General features: G+C 66.7%; 15 protein-coding genes. 4 read left to right on the top strand and 11 right to left on the bottom strand.

Annotation, left to right across the window (positions count from 1 at the left end; translation table 11 throughout):
• A partial coding sequence (locus Q0996_RS25160) for a 6-phosphofructokinase (RefSeq protein WP_299626887.1) occupies positions 1-445 on the bottom strand: 445 nt, incomplete at its 3' end.
• A gap of 191 nt (positions 446-636) precedes the next feature.
• On the opposite strand from Q0996_RS25160, the gene Q0996_RS25165 reads away from it, so the two are divergent.
• Positions 637-843, top strand: a complete 207-nt coding sequence (locus Q0996_RS25165; RefSeq protein WP_299626890.1) for a YdcH family protein — start codon at positions 637-639, stop codon at positions 841-843.
• Positions 844-904: 61 nt separating this feature from the next.
• Here Q0996_RS25165 and Q0996_RS25170 read toward each other — a convergent pair whose 3' ends face one another.
• The gene (locus tag Q0996_RS25170; protein WP_299626893.1) at positions 905-1,639 is read right to left on the bottom strand and encodes a GGDEF domain-containing protein; all 735 of its coding nucleotides are present in this window, start codon (positions 1,637-1,639) and stop codon (positions 905-907) included.
• 288 nt (positions 1,640-1,927) lie between these two features.
• Between Q0996_RS25170 and purE the strand changes: the two genes are divergently transcribed.
• Together purE and Q0996_RS25180 are read left to right on the top strand one after the other, a co-directional pair.
• Entirely contained in the window at positions 1,928-2,425 is a 498-nt protein-coding gene (purE, locus tag Q0996_RS25175; protein WP_299626896.1) for a 5-(carboxyamino)imidazole ribonucleotide mutase, read from the top strand.
• Between the two features lie 24 nt (positions 2,426-2,449).
• Positions 2,450-3,544 (top strand): 5-(carboxyamino)imidazole ribonucleotide synthase, encoded by a 1,095-nt coding sequence (locus Q0996_RS25180; protein ID WP_299626899.1) that lies wholly within the window; start codon positions 2,450-2,452, stop codon positions 3,542-3,544.
• 33 nt (positions 3,545-3,577) lie between these two features.
• On the opposite strand, the gene Q0996_RS25185 is transcribed toward Q0996_RS25180, so the two are convergent.
• From Q0996_RS25185 to Q0996_RS25215, 7 genes are all read right to left on the bottom strand, one after another.
• On the bottom strand, positions 3,578-4,186 hold the full coding sequence (locus Q0996_RS25185) for a histidine phosphatase family protein (RefSeq protein WP_299626902.1): 609 nt from the start codon (positions 4,184-4,186) through the stop codon (positions 3,578-3,580).
• Entirely contained in the window at positions 4,186-5,247 is a 1,062-nt protein-coding gene (locus Q0996_RS25190; protein WP_299626905.1) for an ABC transporter ATP-binding protein, read from the bottom strand. The genes Q0996_RS25185 and Q0996_RS25190 overlap by 1 nt, the downstream gene beginning before the upstream one ends.
• A 16-nt stretch (positions 5,248-5,263) precedes the next feature.
• Entirely contained in the window at positions 5,264-7,003 is a 1,740-nt protein-coding gene (locus Q0996_RS25195) for an iron ABC transporter permease (protein WP_322096808.1), read from the bottom strand.
• A 37-nt stretch (positions 7,004-7,040) separates the two neighbouring features.
• Positions 7,041-8,177, bottom strand: a complete 1,137-nt coding sequence (locus tag Q0996_RS25200; RefSeq protein ID WP_299626907.1) for an ABC transporter substrate-binding protein — start codon at positions 8,175-8,177, stop codon at positions 7,041-7,043.
• Positions 8,178-8,224: 47 nt separating this feature from the next.
• A complete protein-coding gene (locus Q0996_RS25205) occupies positions 8,225-9,064 on the bottom strand; it encodes a MurR/RpiR family transcriptional regulator (protein WP_299626909.1) in 840 nt (279 codons plus the stop codon).
• A 289-nt stretch (positions 9,065-9,353) separates the two neighbouring features.
• Entirely contained in the window at positions 9,354-10,046 is a 693-nt protein-coding gene (locus tag Q0996_RS25210) for a COQ9 family protein (RefSeq protein ID WP_299626911.1), read from the bottom strand.
• Positions 10,039-10,647 carry a peptide deformylase gene (locus tag Q0996_RS25215; protein WP_299626914.1) on the bottom strand — a complete coding sequence of 203 codons (609 nt, stop codon included), beginning with the start codon at positions 10,645-10,647 and terminating at the stop codon, positions 10,039-10,041. Before Q0996_RS25215 ends, Q0996_RS25210 begins: the two co-directional genes overlap by 8 nt.
• 225 nt (positions 10,648-10,872) lie before the next feature.
• Between Q0996_RS25215 and rpsU the strand changes: the two genes are divergently transcribed.
• A complete protein-coding gene (gene rpsU, locus Q0996_RS25220) occupies positions 10,873-11,076 on the top strand; it encodes a 30S ribosomal protein S21 (RefSeq protein WP_167223142.1) in 204 nt (67 codons plus the stop codon).
• 224 nt (positions 11,077-11,300) lie between these two features.
• Here rpsU and Q0996_RS25225 read toward each other — a convergent pair whose 3' ends face one another.
• Positions 11,301-11,870 (bottom strand): GNAT family N-acetyltransferase, encoded by a 570-nt coding sequence (locus Q0996_RS25225; protein ID WP_299626917.1) that lies wholly within the window; start codon positions 11,868-11,870, stop codon positions 11,301-11,303.
• 565 nt (positions 11,871-12,435) lie between these two features.
• Positions 12,436-14,037, bottom strand: a complete 1,602-nt coding sequence (locus tag Q0996_RS25230; RefSeq protein ID WP_299626921.1) for a tetratricopeptide repeat protein — start codon at positions 14,035-14,037, stop codon at positions 12,436-12,438.
• Positions 14,038-14,264 lie beyond the last annotated feature (227 nt).

Genomic DNA, 14,264 nt, shown 5'->3' on the forward strand with positions numbered 1-14,264 from the left:
CTGGATGCGCTGATCGGTATCGGCGGCGACGGCAGCCAGGATATTCTCCGCCGCCCTGCTGGGCCAGGCGGCGCAGGATCATCATGCTACCGTCGCCGCCGATGCCGATCAGCGCGTCCAGGTTCAGCGAGCGGTAGCCTTCGATGACCTCCTCGGAGCGGTCCTTGAGGCTGCCGTCCGGCATGGGATAGGCGAAGGGATCGCCCTTGTTGGTGGTGCCCAGGATGGTGCCGCCGCGGCGCAGCAGGTTGCCGTCGAAGATGCCGAGTTCCAGGGTCTCCGCCTCCACCGGCCGGGCCAGCAGCCCGGCGGTGCCGTTGTGGATCCCCACCACCTCCCAGCCGAAGCCCTCCACGGCGCGGTGGACCACGGCCCGCACCACCGCGTTCAGCCCGGCGCAATCGCCGCCACTCGTGAGGACCCCGATTCGTTTCGGCCGCGCCATCTCCGCCCTTCCCCTGAAACCTGATGCTGTCCGGAACTCCGCGGCGACTATAGCAGGCAGGCGGCCCGGGCCGCAGGCCTAAGGACTGCCGGCGACCGCGATTTTTCCCGGTCTTGCGGGGATTTCGCCCGGGACTCCCCCAAATCGGCCCAAAGAGCTATAATCGGGCCTCCGAAACGCCGTGGATCACCATGGATCAACCCGATTTCGAACAGATGCGCCGCAAGCTGGCGGAGCTGAAATCAGAGCACCGCGACCTGGACGACGTGATCGCCCAACTCTCTGACAGTCCGCCCTTCGACCAGTTGCAGCTACAGCGGCTCAAGAAGCGCAAGTTGTCGCTGAAGGATCAGATCCTCAAGCTGGAAGACGCCCTGCTGCCGGACATCATCGCCTGAGATCGGCGTGGCCGCCTCCAGGCGGCCCATCAGACTCAGTTACTAGGAGAGACGTAAGCGCCTAGCTGCGGGCGCGGCTGCGCTTGTTGGCGTACATGGCGCGGTCGGCGGCTTCCAAGGCCTCGTCGACCTTCTGGTCCGCGCTCAGGGCATGGGCGCCGTAGGCGACCGACAGCGAAAGGCTGTTGCCGTTCCAGTCCACCTCTTCGGCGGCGATGGCCTGGCCCAGGCTGTCCGCCTTGGCGCGGGCGGCCTCCAGATCCGACTGGGCGAGAATGACTCCGAACTCATCGCCCCCCAGGCGGCCGACGACGTCGGAGGCCCGGGTGTTGCCCAACAGCAGTTCGGCGATCCGCTTCAGCACGGCATCGCCGGCGGCATGGCCGTGGCTGTCGTTGATCTGCTTCATGCCGTTGACGTCGAAGTAGAGGACGCTGGCGGCGGCGCTGTAGCGTTCGGCAAAGGCGGACATCCGGGTCAGCTCGCGGATGAAGGCGCGCCGATTGAGCACCGGCGCCAGGCTGTCCTGGTCGGCCAAGCGCTCCAGATAGCCGACCCGCTGCTTGGACTCATCCAGTTCCTGGCGAAGCTGATAGACCTCCGCCATCAGCGCCTGGATCGCCTGACGGACCTTGGGCGTCAGCTCCGCCTCCGGAATGCCCATGATGGAGGCGACATCCTGGGGCGCCTTCGCCGGGCCGCCGGCGACCGCCTTGGCGCTGCGGTAGGCGCTGTCCGCCTGAGCGGCGGACGTCCCGGCCAAGGGCGCTGTCGAACCTGTGTTGCGGACTTTCATCCTGCCTTCCATCTCTCGCCGTCCGGCCGGGGCCAAGCCGCCCGGATCCAGGGCGGCCCATATCACGCCCTGACATACCTATTCTAGCATGAAGCATAGCCCGTGATGGTAAAGGCTTTGTGCACAGAATGAGGCCAAAGAGGCCCCAAAATCAGCCGTCTGAGAGGGCCGGGACCGCTTGCCACCGCAAGGGCGAGCCCGGATAATGCCCGCCTTTCGGGGGAGGGCCGGACATCGGCCCCGGACAACAGCCATCGAGCAAATCGATCAAAGGGGGGCAGCGAAACGATGACCGGGGGCGCGGCACAGGTCGGCGTGATCATGGGCAGCCAATCCGACTGGCCGACGATGAAGCACGCGGCCAAGGTGCTGGAAGATCTCGCGATTTCCCACGAATGCCGGATCGTTTCGGCGCACCGCACGCCGCAGCGGCTCTACGACTATGCCGCGAGTGCCCGTGAGCGCGGGCTCAAGGTGATCATCGCCGGCGCCGGCGGCGCGGCGCACCTGCCGGGTATGGCGGCGGCCATGACTCCGCTTCCGGTTTTCGGCGTTCCCATCGAAAGCCGCGCCCTCAGCGGGCGCGATTCGCTGCTGTCCATCGTCCAGATGCCCGGCGGCATTCCGGTCGGCACCCTGGCCATCGGCAAGGCCGGAGCGACCAACGCCGGGCTTCTTGCCGCTGCCGTATTGGCCCTCTCCGACAGCGCCGTCGCCGCCGCCCTCGACGACTGGCGGGCGCGGCAGACCGCGGCGGTGGCCGAGGCCCCCAGCGACGACGGCTGAACGGCACGCCGCGAAGGAACCACTGTGCCCGATCTCACCGAAGCGCTGGCCCCTGGGGGCCGAATCGGCATTCTCGGCAGCGGCCAGCTCGGCCGCATGGCGGCCCTCGCAGCGGCCCGGCTCGGCTATCGCTGTCATGCCTATGGGCCGGAACCCGACGCCCCGGCCAACCAAGTGAGCGACGCGGCGACCGTGGCCGCCTATGACGACCTGGAGGCGCTGAGCCGTTTCGCCGCCGCCGTCGACGTCGTGACCTTCGAGTTCGAGAACATCCCCCTGGAGACGGTGCATCATCTGGCGGCTCTGGTGCCGCTCAGGCCCGGTGCCGAGGTGCTGGCCATCTGCCGCAACCGCCTGCGCGAGAAGGACTTCTGCCGTGGCGCCTCGGTGCCCACCGCCGACTATCGCGCGGCGGAAGACCCGGATAGCCTGCGCGGCGCCGTCGAGGCCATCGGCCGTCCCTGCATCCTGAAGTCGGCGGAGATGGGATACGACGGCAAAGGCCAGGTCCGCATCACCGAGCAGAGCGATCTGGAGGCGGCCTGGACGGCGATGCGCGGCCACGCCGCCGAAGCGGTGGGCATTGTCGAGGCCGTGGTCGACTTTCGCATGGAGATTTCGGTGATCGTGGCGCGCGGCGCCGACGGGACCATGCGCACCTACGTGCCGGTGGAGAACCGCCACCGCGACCACATTCTGGACGAGACCATCGTGCCGGCCGCCCTGCCCGAGACCCTGGCCGACCGGGCCGAGGCCATCGCCCGCCACCTAGCCCAGGAGATGAACCTGGTGGGCCTTCTGGCCGTCGAGATGTTCGTGACCCACGACGACCGGGTCCTGGTGAACGAGATGGCGCCGCGCCCGCACAACTCCGGCCACTGGAGCCTGGATGCCTGCGTCACCTCCCAGTTCGAGCAGTTCATCCGCGCCGTCGCCGGCCTGCCCCTTGGCGCCACCGATCGGCTCTCAGATGCGGTGATGAAAAACCTGCTGGGCGAGGAAGCCGGGGACTGGGCGAAGATCCTCGCCGAGCCCGGCAACAAGCTGCACCTCTACGGCAAGACCAGCGCCCGGCCGGGCCGCAAGATGGGCCACGTCACGCGCCTGATCCGAAGGTGAGGCCCACATCACCGGCCCCTCAATCTCAAACCTTCAGTCCGGTGCGTCGAACTGCGGCAGGCCCGGGGTGTAGTTGAACACCTCCAGGCGCGCGTCGGCGGCGCCGTTCGGCGGGCCGAGGCGAAGGACCGTCATGCTGGCCGGGCTGACCGGCACGATGCGTTGGGGGCTGAGATCCAGCAGCCCTTGCAGGAGCGCGCGGATCACCCCTCCGTGGGCGACGAGAAGTATCCGCTCCGCAGCCGTCTGGCGCAGACCCGAGACCACGGCCGTTGTCCGCTTCCGGAAACGGTCCCAGCTCTCTCCTCCTGGCGGTGTGTAGGTGCCGGCCCGCCACTCCGCGAAAGCCCCTGTGTCGCTGGCGCGCAGCACATCGATGGGCTGTCCCGTCCAGTCACCGACATCGATTTCCCGCAGCTCGGCGACGGTCTCATGATCCGGGTAGCCGAGCAGGCGCGCGGTCTCGCGGGTCCGCTCGAGATCGGACGCCAGGATGCGCTCCGGTTTGAACGCCTGAATGGTTGCAGAAAGGCTGCGCGCCTGCGCACGGCCCAGCGTGCTCAGTGATATGTCCGCCTGTCCTTGCAGCAGACGTTCGGCATTCCACACCGACTGGCCGTGGCGTACCAGGATCAGCCGCATCACGAGAGCCTCTCGCCGTTCTTGGCGAAGACCGCCGCGGGCCGATCGGGAATGTGGAAGTGAATCGTGTCGCCCGGGGAAAGATGCGGCGCCCGGTCGACCACCGCCGTCAGGCGCAGGCTGCCGACGGTACCGGTCACCATGTAACGGCCGGCAATGGGGCTCGCCTCGGCGTATTCCAGCGCCAGCGTGGCGCTGTTGCCGGATTCCGAGACGCGGAAGTCTTCTGCCCGGTACATAAAATCGACAGGGCGGTCCACGTCCAGTCCCGGCAACAGCTTCCCGCCTGCGAAACTGGCACCGCCTTCGGCCGGTTCCACGGCGATCAGGTTGTTCGGCGGCGTGCCGAGGAAGGTCGCGACAAAGGCGGTGGCGGGATCCGCAACCAGATCACGCGGCGCGCCGAACTGCTCCACCAGACCGTGGTTCATGACCGCGACATGGCTCGCCATGGTCATGGCCTCCACCTGATCGTGAGTGACGTAGACCGAGGTTGCGCCGGTGGCGCGGTGGATCTTCAAAAGCTCCGTGCGCATCTCCACGCGCAGTTTGGCGTCCAGGTTGGAAAGCGGTTCATCGAACAGCAGGATTCCCGGCTTCGCGGCAATCATGCGGGCGATGGCGACGCGCTGCTGCTGCCCGCCGGAGATCTCGTTGGGATAGCGGTTGGCGAGGTCATAGATCGCGAGCAGAGTCAGCACCTCCCCCACCCGCTCGCTTCGCTGTGCCGGATCCCAGCCGGCGACCTTCAGCGGCCAGTCGACATTGCCGGCCACGGTCATGTGCGGCCACAAGGCATAAGACTGAAAGACCAGGCCGGCGTTCCGCTTTGCCGGCTCTATGGTCCAGCGTTGCTCGCCGTCCGAGACGACATCGCCGCCGAAGGCGATGAGGCCGCCAGTAGGCACCTCAAGCCCGGCCAGCATCCGCAGCATCGTGGACTTGCCGCAGCCGGAGGGGCCGACGAGCACCAGAAAGGCGCCTTCGGGAACCTCCAGGCTGACCCCGCGGACCGCCTCCACCGCACCGAAGCGTTTTGCCAGATTGACGATCTTGATCATAGGCGGGGCCGGGTCCTCAAGCCTGCAGCCAGGGCTGCGATTTGGCCTGCAGCCTGTTGGCGATCAGCGATACGGTAATCGAAATCAGCAGAATGACCACCGTGATGGCATTGGCGAACTGGGCGAAACCCTCTGAGGCATAGCGGTAGGCGACGACACTCAGGACCGGCATGGTGGGCGTGAACAGCAGCACCACAAGGGACAGATCGCGCACGATTTTGACGAAGACCAGCAGCGCGCCGGCGGTCAGGCCGCGCGCCGACAGCGGGATGGTGATCGCCGTCAGGCGCCTCACAAACCCCGCACCGGTCAGCCGGGCGCTCTCCTCCAGATCGCCGCTGACCTGTTGGATCACCGCCCGTCCGGTCTGCACGGCAAAGGGCAGGAGAAAGGCCGTCGCCGCCAGGACCAGAAGGCCGAAGGTGCCATAGAGCGCGGGAAAGGGCCCGATCGGCGCACCGTAAAGGGCGATATAGGCAGCCCCGAAGGCGATACCGGGAATGAACAGCGGCAGGAAGCAGAGCTGGCTGACCGCTGTCGGCACGAAGCCGCGCTTGGCGCGGACCAGGCTGTAGGAGATCAACAACCCGACAGCGCTGCCCGCCGCGGCGACGATCAGGCCGAGGCCGATTGTGATGCCGATGGCAGAGAGGATGTCCGGATTGTGGGCGATGCCGGCCAGGCCCTGTGCGATGCTGGGGGTCGATTCGCCGAGCCAGTAGTGCAGCGTCCAGTTGGACAGCAGCGCCGAGGCCGAAGGGGCGAAGCTGGAGGCGGTCAGCACCAGCACCGGCACGATGGTGGCGAAGACGCTGATGGTCAGGGCCAGGGTGCAGAGCGGCCATCGCAGACCGCCCAGATCGAAACGCTTGGCGCGACCGCCCTTGCCGGTGATGGTGGCGTAGGACCGGCGGCCTGTGATCAGCCGGTTGCCGAGCCAGAGAAAAAAGGCGGAGATCAGCACCAGCAACAGCGCGATGACATAGCCGCGCGCCGTCTGCCCCACTTCCATCATGCCGTAAATGCGGGTCGACAGCGTCTGCATGCGCACCGGCAGACCGAGCAGCGCCGGCACGGCGAAGTTCGAAACGCCCCCCGCGAACGACAGCGATCCGCCGGCGATGACGGCCGGCAGGGTCACCGGAAGGATGATGCCGAAGAAAACCCTACGGCGGCTGGCACCGGTCATCTGCGCCGCCTCCACCAGATCGGCATTCACCGTCGCCAGGGCGGCCGCAATCACCGTGAAGGTCAGGGAATAGTAGTGGGTGATGAGAACGATCAGCGAGGGCACCATGCCCCAGGCCAGCCAGTCCGGAATCTCCATTCCCAGGCCCTGGAGGAAGCCGATCTGCCCGCCGACCCGCTCGTTGCGGAACAGGACGCTCCAGGCCAGCGCGGCGGCAAAGCTCGGGATCATGAAGGGCAGGGTCGAGAGGACGGCAATTGTGCGCCGGAAGGGCACGTCGGTCATCATGACGAGCCAGGCGAGAAAGCCGCCGATGATCACACAGCCGCCGGCGACGCTGGCGCCGATCAGCAGAGTGTTGCCGAGAGGTTTGTAGAACAGATTCGGTGACAGGCGGCTGGTGAGGACATCGCCCCAGGCCGCGATGGTTTGCGGTGAGATCGTGACCAGCGCGATCTTCACAAGCGGTGCGGCGATCAAAATGACAGCGATCGCAAGAACGAAGACCGACAGGAAGCGGCCAGGGGCGGCGAAGAGCCGCCGCCCCATCCCATCGATGGCCGCCAAGGCCACCGAGCCCCTGCCTTCTCCCAAGTCCTTCCGGTTACTGCAGCGTGAGGACGAGGTCGGCGATCTCGGCGCGAATCTCCGCCGTCTTCTGCGGGTTCACCCGCCAGGCCTTGAACTCCGGCAACGGCACCGCATCCGGATGCGGAGCGATGTCCGTCCGGGTGGCGTAGTCGCCGGGAACGTAAAAGGGCTTGAAGCCGGCCCCGCCGGTTGCCGAATCGTCGCCCATCAGGAAGTCGATGACCAGGCGCGCGGCAGCCGGGTTCTGGGCCCCCTCGGCAATGCCGAGCACCGCCGGGAAGACGATGCCGGGTGCGGGCTCGACGGTATTCGCAAGCTGCAGGGCCCAGCCCTCTTCCGCATTGTCGCGCCGGTCGGAATAGCTGGTGAACCCGACAGGCGGATTGCTCTGGCCGAGTTTGCCGACCGCGGCATTCACGTCATCCGTCGAACCGACGAGGATCACGTCATTGGCGAAGAGGTCACTGATGAACTGCTCACCGGCATTGGCGATGCCGGAGGAAAGCGCGATCGGCTTGCCGAACTGCGCCTCGTAGGCTGCGGCCATCGCCCCGGACTGCAGAACGATCTCGGTCATCAGATCCAGATAGTCACCGCGCTGCAGCGGATCGACCATGACGACCCGGCCCTTCCAGCGCTCCGTCGTCAACTCCCAGAGATTTGAGACCGGCGGACCGTTGGGGTTGGCTTCCTCGTTGTACATGAGGACTTTGGTCGAAAGCCGCTGAGCGAGGAGCGGCTGTTTGAAAGCCGCCGGCACCCGGTCGGCCACCCGCGGCGGCACGTAGGGCCCGATGATCCCCGCGCCGAGAAGCTTGTCGAAAACCACCGGCGCATCGGAAATGTAGACCACATCGGCGTTGGTCACGCCGGCCTGATGCTCGGCCTGAAGGCGCGCGATCTGCTCTGTGGACGAGATGTCGTAGCCGACCAGATCGATACCCGGATAGGCCTCCTCGAAGGCTTTCTCGACTTTCTTGATCCGGCTGGTAAAGGAGTAGACGACCACCTGCCCCTCGGCCTTGGCGGCGGCCAGCAGCTCATCCGGTGACTTGCTGTCCAGATCGGCCGCAAGGGCTGGCAGCGTAACGGGCCCCAGGGCCACGACGGCAAGGGCAAGCGAAAGGTCTCTCAACGTCTGGCTGTTCATGGTCAGGTCTCCCCGTTTCTGTCGGGGCCTTGGGGCCCCGAACACGATTACGTCTCAAACTGCTTGATGAGCTCGCCGAGGGTCTCCAGGACCCGGAGCGAACGGGTTTCGTTGCGCCGGGCCAACTGAAGCACCAGGGCATTGCAAATGGTCATGGGAACGATCAGTGACTGGAATCCTTCGCGGCGTCCGCTGCGAGGCGCGGAGAGCAGGTGATCGGCAGCCGGCTTCAGTGTGGCGCCGATGGCCCCGGCAATGGCGATGGTGGGGGCTCCCAGGGATCGGGCGTGCTCCAGCACCGGGCCGTAGTGGCGCGGCTGGCGCCTGAAGGCAAAGGCGAGCACGACGTCGTCAGAGGTCAGTTCCACCAGCTGTTCGGCCAGATCGCGGCCGTCGCCGCGCAGGCGCGCCACGCTCATGCCGAAACGCCGCAAGCGGCGTTCCATCATCACCGCCAGGGTCTCGGCGTTGCCGCGGGCAAAGATGAAGACCTTGCGCGCCCGCTGCAGTTCTCCGGCGATCTGCCCGATCCGCTCACCCGAGAGATACTTGGGCAGGGTCTGCAAGGCCGCGGTTTCCTGTGCCACCAGTTCGGCCACCAGATCGGCGCCGCGCGTGTCCTCAAGGGTGGTGCGGATCCGCACCGCCGGATCACTGCGCACGATGAATTCCTCGCGCAGCGCATCGCGAAAGCCGGCATAGCTCTCGAAACCCAGCTTGCGCGCCAGCCTGGATGCGGTCGCCTCATGGACCCCAATGGACTGCGCCAGGTTCGAGGCCGTGCCCAGGGCGGCATCGCGCGGCTTGGCAACGATTTCCTGCACCATCTTGCGCTCGGACGGCGTCAGTCGTTCAGCCGCATCCTTGATGCGAAGCACGATGGACATCGCGCGGGCCCTCCCAGGTCCGAGTGCCGGTCTTCACGCCGAATCTTATGCTTGTATAATTGCATTTTAATTACAGTATTGCAAGTTTTCTTGCAAATATTGAGAATCCTCGCTGCCGATGGCCCTTCACGAGGCATCGCAGTTCGGGGATCAGGCAGTTCGGGGATCAGGCTGGGACGTCAGCCGCCTTCCTGCGGCTGTTCGGGATCGTCTGGCGCAGCAAGACTGTGATTGGCAGGCGGAAACTGCCTGCGGCGAACCCCCGGGGCGCCCCTAAAGCCGGGCGCTCCTAAACCCGGGAGCTGCGGCGCGGGCCGCGGCGGCGGCGCGCGAAGAGGCCGCTGCCCGGACGTGGGCCCGCGGCCAGGGCGCCGAACAGCCGGTCGGGCAGGTTCATGGCGGCGCCGACGGTCTTTCCGAGACGCCCGCCGATCTTCAGTACCTCGGCGATGCGCCGGTCGAGGAAAGCCCAGGTGGCGGCGAAATCCGCCGACTTGTCGTTCAGCCAATAAAGCAGCGTCGAAGAATAGACCCCGGAGAGCAGCGCCCGCTTGGTATAGAAGTTGTAGTCGGTGGCGGTGTCGCCGGCGGCGTACCAGATGGCATCCACCGTGCGGTAAAGACAGCGCAGGCCGTCGGCGGCATGCTGCGGTAGCGCGAAGAAGGTGAGCGCCCGCCGCACGGCTTCCCGGTGTGCCGCCACGGCTTCCAGGCGCAGCCGCACTCCCATGGTCACCTTGTCGCGCACCTTCATGGACGCGAGGTCCATGCGCTCCAGTTCGACCAGCATCTGGCGGTCGGCCTCGCCGCTGAAAGCGCGGATCAGCTCGGCGGGCCCGCCGGGATAGAGCCGGCGCGCTTCCGGCGGGTCCATTCCCAGGTCGCGGGCCGCCGCGTCGATGGCGACCCAGGTCCAGCCGTCGAAGGGCACGTGGCGCAGGGCCGCGTCCAGGAGCGCCAGTCTTTGCTTGTCGTCAGTCATGGCTTTGCAAGACCTGTTCTGCCTGTGCCGCCTCTTCGCCGGCCGGCTCCCGCTCCGGCAAGCCCCGTCCCATCTCGCTGGTGAAGGCCAGAAGCGACAAGTCTGTCATGCGCTGGGGAAAGAGAATACCGTCCAAATGGTCGCACTCGTGGAGCACCACCCGGGCGTGGAACCCGGCGGCTTCCCGTGCGATGGCCTCGCCTTCCAGGGAGAGACCGCGATAGCGGATCCGCCGCGGGCGGGGGACCTGGCCCACCAGCCCAGGCACCGAGAGACAGGCTTCGGGGCCGAGACTGAGGTCCGGGTCGAGGACCTCGATCTCCGGGTTGATGAGGATCGTCAGCGGGACGTCGCGCTCACCGGAGCTGTCGCCGCCCTCCCCGTCTTCGGCCGCGGAGCGCGTGCCGGAGACAAAGAACACGACAACCCTGAGGGGAACGTGGACCTGCGGCGCCGCCAGGCCGGTGCCGCCGGCGTCGTCCATGGTCTCCAGCATGTCGCGGACCAGGCGATGAATCTCCGGGCTCGTCGGGTCGGCCACGGGGGCCGCCTTCTGGCGGAGAATTGGGTGCCCCATGCGGGCGATCTTCAGGATGGCCATAGAGTTAATATGGTCGCCCGGCCCGGCCGGGTAAAGCCACCCGCCGGCGCGCAGATCCTTAAGAAAGGGCCTTCCTTTTGCCCGATCCCTGTGTTAGGAAGCCACCATCGCTCGCAGCAGATGTGCCGCGAGACTGTTGGATTTGCCTCATAATTCTAGCAATTCAGCCCGAAGGCGCGCCGGGACGCGCGGCTTTGCGGCGTCAGAAAGGAGCACTGAGCGTCTGTGCAAGTTCAGGTTCGTGACAACAACGTCGATCAAGCCCTGCGCGCGCTGAAAAAGAAACTGCAGCGCGAGGGTGTCTTCCGGGAAATGAAACTCCGCCGCAATTTCGAGAAGCCCTCCGCCCGCAAGAAGCGGGAGCGGGCCGAAGCGGTGCGCCGCTATCGCAAGCTGCTGCGTAAGCGCATGGAGCGCGAAGGCTTCTAGAACCCCCTGGCCGGATCGGCCTTCGCCCGGCCCGCCCGAGGGCGCGCTGCGGTCGCCGCCGATCTGCCCTGCCGGGCGAACCCGTCAGGCGAAAGTTTCCAGAATTGCTGGATAAGCGGGCGCCCTGCCCGCTTTTTCATTCTGCCGTCCCGGCGGACATTCCTTCCAATCACACCAGAGCCATTTCCGACGAGGCTATCCCCGGCGAGCCTGTCCCGCGCGCTTCAGGCCGCACTGGCCTCCGCAGCGCCGGCCGGGATCAGCTTGGCCATGTGCACCGCCGTCAGCGGCGCCACTCCGGGGGCCGATAGCGGAATGCGTCCGACCTCGGCATAGCCGAGCGCGCGGTAGAGCGGCACGCCGGTCAGGGTCGCCCAGAGTTCGATCAGACGGCAGCCGGCTTCCACCGCCCGCTCCTCCGACAGCTTCACCAGCCGGGTCGCCAGCCCGCGGCGGACATGCTGCGGGTGGACGAAGATCGAGCGGATCTTCGCCGAATCCGGCGACAGGCCGAAACTTTGGCCGCCCGGGCCCTCGCCCGCCGATTCGAACTGGGGCATGCGCCAGGACCAGCCGCCGCTGGCGATGATGCGGCCCGTCTCCTCGATGACGAAGTAGGTGCCGTCGTCGATCAGCGAGGGGTCGTAGGTGCCCAGATGGCCGACGAAGGCTTCGATCTGGTCGGGTGTGTAGTCCTGGGTGTTGAGGCCTTGAACGGAAAGAAAGTGCATGGCCTCGATACCGGGCCTGTCTTTCCTCTCTGCCAAGCGAATGCGCGCCGTGTGACCTGTCATGGCGGGGCTCCTGCAAGCTGGGCGGCGCTTGAGGTTGGGGCTTGGACGTGATGCGCGTGCGATGCAGGACACAGGAGCTGTCTGGGCGTTCGTCACGTCCCTGCGACGGAGTCGCCGCATGAACCGCCTCAGGGGCGTGAATCCCGCCTGCAGCCTGGTTCCCAGCACCGCACGCAGGACAGACTCTGGCAGGGCTTTGTTTCAGGTCGTTTTCGCGAGACCGCAGAAATTGTTTTGATTGTTTCTGTGAGCCTCACGCGGATGGATCTCGATCCGTCAGAGGGTTCCCACTCGCCACCCACCCAAACCGTCATTGCCGGACTTGTTCCGGCAATCCATGGAGGTCCGGGTCTCGCTCTTTCCATGGACCCTCGGGACAAGCCCGAGGGTGACGATGTGGAGAGGAACCGCGTTGGCAAGCCCTTGAAATCAAGCACACAAATTGAATCAGAGGCTGCGATCCGGATGGCGGCTGCGGGGCGTCACCGTCCAGTTATAGCACCGGCCCACCATCAAGCCGGCGACGCAGAGCCGCAATCGACCTGCGCCACCGGAGGAAAGCAGCTTAGGCGACCAGAACCTGCTGCATGCGCTGCAGGGCCGAGGCGCGGTCGCCCTCCGCGCCGCTGTCGGCGAAGAGTTCCGCCGCGCGGCGGTAGTCCTCCGTCGCCGAGGCGGTCTCGCCGAGACGGGCGAAGCAGTCGCCCCGGCCCATGTAGGCCCAGGCTTCCGCGGCATCCAGCGCGATCTCCCTGGTGAAGTCGCGGATCGCCGCATCCAGGCAGCCCTGGCGCAGCAGCAGACGGCCGCGAAGATGGTGGGCGCGCGCGTGGTCGCCGTCCAGATCGATGGCCCGCTCGAGGTCCGCCAGGGCGCCGTCGTTGTCGCGCAGCCGCTCGCGCCAGCGCGCACGCTCGACCAGGGCCGCCACGCAGCGCGGCGCGCGCAGCAGGGCCTCATCGCAATCGGCAATCGCCCGCGAGAAGTTCTTCAACGCGCCGAAGCAGCGCGCCCGCTCCATGAAGAGGTAGGCCTTGCCGTCCTCGCGCGCCAAGGCGGCGTTGAGGTCGAGCACGGCCAGCCGCGGCTCGCCGAGGCGGCTGTAGCACTGGCCGCGGCGCCCATAGGCCTGCCAGGAGCCCGGCTCGAACTCCAGTTCGCGGGTGTAGTCCGCGATGGCGCCGGTGTAGTCCTCGCACCGTTGCCGCAGGCGGGCGCGGTTGGCATAGCTCGGCGCGAAGGTAGGGTCGAGTTCGATGGCGCGGTCGTAGTCCTCCATCGCCAGCGCCAGCTTGCCCTGCGCCTCGCGGGCGACGCCACGGCGGTTGAGGATGCTCGCCTCCTCAGGCGCCAGCTCCGCCGTACGGCAGAGGTCGGCTTCCGCCTCGGCATGGCGCTTCAGGCGACAGAGCGCGGTGGCGCGGTGAAAGAGCGTCACCACCTGCTCGCCGGCCAGGTCGATGGAGAGGGTGAAGTCGGCCACGGCCTTCAGGTAGTCATAGCGTTCGAGATGACAGAGGCCGCGGTTGGAATAGGCGGCGGCGAAACGGGCGTCGTGGCGAATTGCGGCGTCGAACTCGCAGAGGGCGCCGGTCAGGTCGCCCTTCTCGCGCCGGACCATGCCCTTGCCGTTGTGGGCTGCGGCCCAGCCGGCGCCGTGAATGCCCGCCTGCTCGAAATCGTCGATCGCCAGATAGGTATAGCCCAGACAGCGATAGCTGTAGGCGCGCTCCAGGAAGTACTGGCCGTTGCGCGGGTCGCCGGCCAGGGCGGCGCTGAACTCGACGACGGCGCCCTGGTGATCGCCCGCCTGCGCCTGTGCCAAACCGCGGCGATAGCAGTCCTCCGCGTCTTCCTGAACTCTCCGGCCCGTGGCAGGAACCGCTTCCGGCGCGCCGAGGTCGCCGGCGAGCTGGCGATCCTGAAAGGCGTTCAGCCCGGCGCTCTCCTCGGCCCGGTGTATTTCGCCGAAACGGCTCTCCGATCCCCCGCCTTCGTCGTTGGAGGGACTAAGGCTCTGCGGATTGAGCAGCGTGAAGCCCTCCAACCCGATTCGCCGCTGCGAGCGGACGTTCAGCGGCAGGTCGGTGGGAAAGAGATCACAGGGAAAATCCCGGGAAAGACGCAGTCCGTTCCGCGTGCTTGCCTCATCGTGTTGGCCAGCCATCGTACTCCCCTTACTGGACATTGCTTTCCAGCAAGATGCCCCGATGGCGCGGCGGGCTCTGTGGGGAATGTCACACGGTGGCGCAGGGAGTGCGATTTTGGGCTAATCCGTCGGGAGAATCCGCGTCTCCTAGAGCAGATCCTGGTTCGATGGAATCGCGGGAGCGATCCATCGAGCCTGGTGAATCTGCTCTAACTCTCAAAGTGTAGAGCGGATTCACATGTTTA

Source organism: Pelagibius sp., from assembly GCF_028289705.1.
Lineage (GTDB): Bacteria > Pseudomonadota > Alphaproteobacteria > Kiloniellales > Kiloniellaceae > Pelagibius.

What these genes read in the sequence shown, in the direction of transcription:
- Q0996_RS25210 (WP_299626911.1), bottom strand. Translation starts at nt 10,046, where the DNA reads ATGACTGACGACAAGCAAAGACTGGCGCTCCTGGACGCGGCCCTGCGC.
- Q0996_RS25190 (WP_299626905.1), bottom strand. Translation starts at nt 5,247, where the DNA reads ATGATCAAGATCGTCAATCTGGCAAAACGCTTCGGTGCGGTGGAGGCG.
- purE (WP_299626896.1), top strand. Translation starts at nt 1,928, where the DNA reads ATGACCGGGGGCGCGGCACAGGTCGGCGTGATCATGGGCAGCCAATCC.
- Q0996_RS25165 (WP_299626890.1), top strand. Translation starts at nt 637, where the DNA reads ATGGATCAACCCGATTTCGAACAGATGCGCCGCAAGCTGGCGGAGCTG.
- Q0996_RS25200 (WP_299626907.1), bottom strand. Translation starts at nt 8,177, where the DNA reads ATGAACAGCCAGACGTTGAGAGACCTTTCGCTTGCCCTTGCCGTCGTG.
- Q0996_RS25230 (WP_299626921.1), bottom strand. Translation starts at nt 14,037, where the DNA reads ATGGCTGGCCAACACGATGAGGCAAGCACGCGGAACGGACTGCGTCTT.
- Q0996_RS25170 (WP_299626893.1), bottom strand. Translation starts at nt 1,639, where the DNA reads ATGAAAGTCCGCAACACAGGTTCGACAGCGCCCTTGGCCGGGACGTCC.
- Q0996_RS25215 (WP_299626914.1), bottom strand. Translation starts at nt 10,647, where the DNA reads ATGGCCATCCTGAAGATCGCCCGCATGGGGCACCCAATTCTCCGCCAG.
- Q0996_RS25225 (WP_299626917.1), bottom strand. Translation starts at nt 11,870, where the DNA reads ATGACAGGTCACACGGCGCGCATTCGCTTGGCAGAGAGGAAAGACAGG.
- Q0996_RS25205 (WP_299626909.1), bottom strand. Translation starts at nt 9,064, where the DNA reads ATGTCCATCGTGCTTCGCATCAAGGATGCGGCTGAACGACTGACGCCG.
- Q0996_RS25185 (WP_299626902.1), bottom strand. Translation starts at nt 4,186, where the DNA reads ATGCGGCTGATCCTGGTACGCCACGGCCAGTCGGTGTGGAATGCCGAA.